Annotated in this window: 5 protein-coding genes; 1 reads left to right on the top strand and 4 read right to left on the bottom strand. The window is 66.5% G+C overall.

The window, feature by feature from the left end:
- From VKI00_RS08295 to VKI00_RS08280, 4 genes are all read right to left on the bottom strand, one after another.
- Window positions 1–89: LLM class flavin-dependent oxidoreductase (locus VKI00_RS08295; protein WP_324436642.1), on the bottom strand; the 89-nt coding region annotated here is incomplete at its 3' end.
- On the bottom strand, window positions 86–1,255 hold the full coding sequence (locus VKI00_RS08290) for a thiolase domain-containing protein (protein ID WP_324436640.1): 1,170 nt from the start codon (window positions 1,253–1,255) through the stop codon (window positions 86–88). The genes VKI00_RS08295 and VKI00_RS08290, both read right to left, overlap by 4 nt.
- A gap of 2 nt (window positions 1,256–1,257) precedes the next feature.
- Window positions 1,258–2,319, bottom strand: coding sequence for a thiolase domain-containing protein (locus VKI00_RS08285; RefSeq protein WP_324436637.1), 1,062 nt, complete (start codon window positions 2,317–2,319; stop codon window positions 1,258–1,260).
- 10 nt (window positions 2,320–2,329) lie between these two features.
- Complete coding sequence (locus VKI00_RS08280; RefSeq protein WP_324436635.1) at window positions 2,330–3,322, bottom strand: Zn-ribbon domain-containing OB-fold protein; 993 nt, start codon at window positions 3,320–3,322, stop codon at window positions 2,330–2,332.
- A gap of 70 nt (window positions 3,323–3,392) precedes the next feature.
- On the opposite strand from VKI00_RS08280, the gene VKI00_RS08275 reads away from it, so the two are divergent.
- Window positions 3,393–4,424, top strand: a complete 1,032-nt coding sequence (locus VKI00_RS08275) for an LLM class F420-dependent oxidoreductase (protein WP_324436634.1) — start codon at window positions 3,393–3,395, stop codon at window positions 4,422–4,424.
- Window positions 4,425–4,444: the final 20 nt, after the last annotated feature.

The raw sequence follows: 4,444 nt of genomic DNA, 5'->3' as shown, positions 1-4,444 counted from the left end.
ATCGCGTCGAATCCCACCTCTTCGGCGGTCTTTGCGATGTCGACCAACTGATCGATCGGCCCCATCGCGATGCTGCAGGTGTACTTCACGGCTTATCGGCCCCCACAACCCACATGGAGTAATACTGCGAGCCACCGCCGTAGGCGTGGCCAAGTGCCTTGCGCGCGTTCGGAACCTGGTGATCGCCCGCCTTGCCCATCACCTGGATGGCCGCCTCGGCGAACCGGATCAGACCGGATGCGCCGATCGGGTTCGACGACAGCACGCCGCCGGAGGCGTTGAGCGGGATCCGCCCGCCGATCTCGGTTTCGCCCGCCTCGGTGAGCTTCCAACCTTCGCCCTCGGGCGCGAACCCGAGGTTCTCCAGCCACATCGGCTCGAACCACGAGAACGGCACGTAAACCTCGGCGGCGTCGATCTCGTCGATCGGGCTGGTGATGCCTGCCGCCTTCCACAGCGCCTTGGCGGCGTCGCGCCCGGCCTGCGGGTTGACCTGGTCACGGCCGGAGAACGCCAGCGGTTCGGTGCGCAACGCGGTGGCGTGGATCCATGCCACCGGATGGCCTTCGGCGACGCGCTTGTCGGCGACGTCCTCGTTGCCGATCACCACCGCACAGGCGCCGTCGGACGACGGGCAGGTTTCGTCGAAGCGAATGGGGTCCCACAGCATCTGCGACGCCATCACCTTTTCCAGCGTGATGTCCGGTTGATGCAAGTGCGCCAACGGGTTCTTGGCGCCGTTGCGCCGGTCCTTGACCGCCACCATGGCCCCGATGTGCGTCGGCGCGCCGGATCGGCGGATGTAAGAGCGCACGTGCGGAGCGAAGTAGCCGCCCGCACCGGCGCCGACCGGCTTAGTGAACGGCACCGGAATGCTCAACGCCCACATGGCATTTGATTCGGACTGCTTCTCCCACGCCATCGCGAGCACACGGCGGTATTTGCCCGACTGCACCAGGCTGGCAGCCACCACACCGGTCGACCCGCCGACCGAACCCGCGGTGTGCACCCGGATCAGCGGCTTGCCGGTCGCGCCGACGGCGTCGGCCATGAACAGCTCGGGCATCATCACGCCCTCGAAGAAGTCGGGCGCTTTGCCCACGACGACCGCGTCGATGTCGTCCATGGTCGACCCGGAGTCGGCCAACGCCTTGTCGATGGCCTCGCGAACCAGTCCGTTCATCGAGACGTCTTGGCGCTTGGCAACGTACTTCGTCTGCCCGGTGCCGAGCACCGCAGCGAGCTGGCCCGCCATGATTATTTCCCTTCCAGCACGGCGACGAGATTCTGTTGCAACACCGGGCCGCCGGTCGCGTGCGCGAGCACCCGGCCTGCCGAGCCGTCGAAGATGTGTTGTGCCGCAAAGCCGATGCGTTCTAACCCGGCAGCGAACATCGGGTTGGCCGCCAGCGTGCCGCCCGACGGGTTGACCTTCGTCGACGACGGCAGGCCGATAGCCTCGGTCAGGATCAGCTGCTGATGGGTGAACGGCGCGTAGATCTCGGCCACGTCGATCGAGCCGGTCTCTCCGCCCGTCGCCGCCTTCGCCGCCGCCTCCGTCGACGGCGACGTGGTCAGGTCCCGGGCGCCGAGCACCGGAGTCTCGATGCGGTGCTCGATCCCGGTGATCCACGCGGGGTTCTCTCGAAGCTCGCGGGCCTTGTCGCCGGCGGCCAGCACGATCGCCGCCGCGCCGTCGGTGATCGGCGCAATGTCGTGGCGCCGAAGGGGATCGGCAAAGAACGGCCTGGCCAGCAGCTCGTCGATGCTCTTGGCCGGTTTCTCCGAATCGGTGCGCTCGGCAACGGCGAACGAGTCCAGCGCTACTTGCGCCATCTGCTCGGCCGTCCACTTGCCGCGGTCCAGGCCGAAGCGGGCCTGCAGCCCCGCCATCGACACCGCGTCGGGCCACAGCGGTGCGACGGTGTACGGATCGGTCTGCAGCGCGAGCACCCGACGCAAAGTGCCGGCTGAGGATTTGCCGAACCCGTACACCAGTGCGGTGTCGACCTGGCCGGTCAGGATTTTGATGTATGCCTCGTAGAGTGCCCACGCGGCGTCCATCTCCACGTGCGACTCGTTGATCGGCGGCACCGCCCCGATCGAGTCGATCGCGGAGATGAACGAAAACGCCCGGCCGGCAAGGTAATCCGACGAACCGGAGCACCAGAAGCCGATGTCGGTCTGCTCGAGCCCGAGTTCGTCGTAAAGCGCGTGGAAACACGGCATCAGCATTTCGACGCCGTTGGTGGTGCCGTCGGTGCGGCGCACATGCGGCGCATGGGCGAATCCGACGACGGCTACATCGCGATCGGTCACGTTATTCCCTTTACAGGTGGTGCTTGTAGGTGTCGTATTCGGCGTCAGGTTCGCCGGTCGGCTTGAAGTATTCGATGTTGTCGATGCCCAGGCCCCATTCCTCGCGGGGCTTCCACACCGCCTGCACCCGCATGCCCATCCGCACCTCGGAGGCGTCGATCTCCTGAATCAGGTGCAGGAATGCGATATCGGCGCCGTCGAGCAGGACATAGGCCGCGACGTACGGCGGCTTGATGCGCTGGCCGGCGAACGGGATGTTGATGATCGCGAACGTCGTCACGACGCCCTTGTCGGGCAGCTCGAGGAAGTTGTCGAGTTCCAGGCCGGTCGCCGGGTCCGCTTCCTTCGGCGGGAAGTACACCTTTCCGTCCTTGCCGGTGCGGGCGCCGAGCAGCTTGCCCTCTTCGAGACCGCGCAGAAACGCGCTCTCGGGAAGCGAAGCGGTGTGCTGGATTTCGATGCTGCTCGGCGTCACCTGGACCGTCACCGGATCGCGGTCGTCAGTCGTTTCGGGGACGGGCTCGGCCTCGTCACCGAGGGCGAAGTAGGCGATGTCGGTGATCGCACCCGCCGGTTCGTCGACCCAATGGGCGTGCACCCGCGCCCCGGTGCTGATCGCGTCGGACGATCCGGCGTCGACGGCGTGCAGCAGTGGAACGTCGGCGCCGTCGAGCTTGATCAGCGTCCAGGCGAACGGCCGATCCAACGGCTGCCCCTCGAGGGGCTCGGGCTGCCAGGTCCACGACAGCACGGTCCCGACACTGGCCACCGGTACGATCTCGGTCAATCGTTCGTAGGTCACGGGATCGAACTCGGCGGGCGGAACGTAGACCCGGCCATCCGAGCCCCGGACGCCGACGATGCGTCGCTCACGCAGGGCGGTGAAGAACTGGCTGAGGGTAGGTCCGACTGAACGGGTGTAGTCGAAGGATAGCTTCAGCGGTGCCGATAGCGGCGGCTGATGGGTATCGATCTGCACCGGGCTGCTTTGGCTGGCGGTCACAGCATCGAGTAGAACAGGTTCTAAGAATGGATTCAAGATACGGTCGAGACCTGCAGGAAAGGCGGCTCGCATGAAGCTCGGACTCCAGCTGGGATATTGGGGCGCTCAGCCGCCCGAGAACCACGCCGAACTCGTGGCCGCGGCCGAGGACGCCGGTTTCGACGCCGTGTTCACCGCCGAAGCGTGGGGGTCGGACGCCTACACGCCGCTGGCCTGGTGGGGTTCATCGACGCGTCGGCTACGGCTGGGCACCTCGGTGGTGCAACTGTCCGCCCGCACCCCGACCGCATGCGCGATGGCCGCCCTGACGCTGGATCACCTGTCCGGTGGCCGGCACATTCTCGGTCTCGGGGTCTCCGGCCCGCAGGTGGTGGAGGGCTGGTACGGGCAGCCATTTCCCAAGCCGCTGGCCCGCACCCGGGAGTACATCGACATCATCCGGCAGGTGTGGGCCCGCGAGAAGCCGGTGACCAGCGACGGCCCGCACTATCCGCTGCCGTTGACCGGTGAGCGCGCGACGGGTCTGGGCAAGCCGCTCAAGCCGATTACCCATCCGTTGCGGGCCGACATCCCGATCATGCTGGGTGCCGAGGGGCCGAAGAACGTCGCGCTGGCTGCGGAGGTTTGCGACGGCTGGTTGCCGATCTTCTACACGCCGCGGATGGCCAACACCTACAACGAATGGCTGGACGAGGGATTCGCCCGGCCCGGCGCGCGTCGCAGCCGCGAGAACTTCGAGATCTGCGCGACGGCCAACATCGTCATCACCGATGACCGCAGCGCCGCATTCGCGGCGATGAAGCCCTACATCGCCCTCTACATGGGCGGCATGGGCGCGGAGGACACCAACTTCCACGCCGAGGTCTATCGCCGGATGGGCTACGCCGAGGTGGTCGACGACGTGACGAGGCTCTTCCGCAGCGATCAGAAGGACAAGGCCGCGTCGATCATCCCCGACGAAGTCATCGACGACGCCGCGATCGTCGGAGACCTGCACCACGTGCGCAACCAGATCAAGGCCTGGGAGGCCGCCGGCGTCACCATGATGGTGGTCAGCGGGCGCAGCACCGAGCAGATCAACGAACTGGCCTCGCTGGTCTAGTCAGGTATTGCCGGACGAAT

It is taken from the genome of Mycobacterium sp., from assembly GCF_035314665.1.
GTDB lineage: Bacteria > Actinomycetota > Actinomycetes > Mycobacteriales > Mycobacteriaceae > Mycobacterium.
Note: the sequence above shows the minus strand (reverse complement) of the source record. Positions and strands in the feature narration are given on the sequence as shown.

What these genes read in the sequence shown, in the direction of transcription:
- VKI00_RS08275 (WP_324436634.1), top strand. Translation starts at nt 3,393, where the DNA reads ATGAAGCTCGGACTCCAGCTGGGATATTGGGGCGCTCAGCCGCCCGAG.
- VKI00_RS08290 (WP_324436640.1), bottom strand. Translation starts at nt 1,255, where the DNA reads ATGGCGGGCCAGCTCGCTGCGGTGCTCGGCACCGGGCAGACGAAGTAC.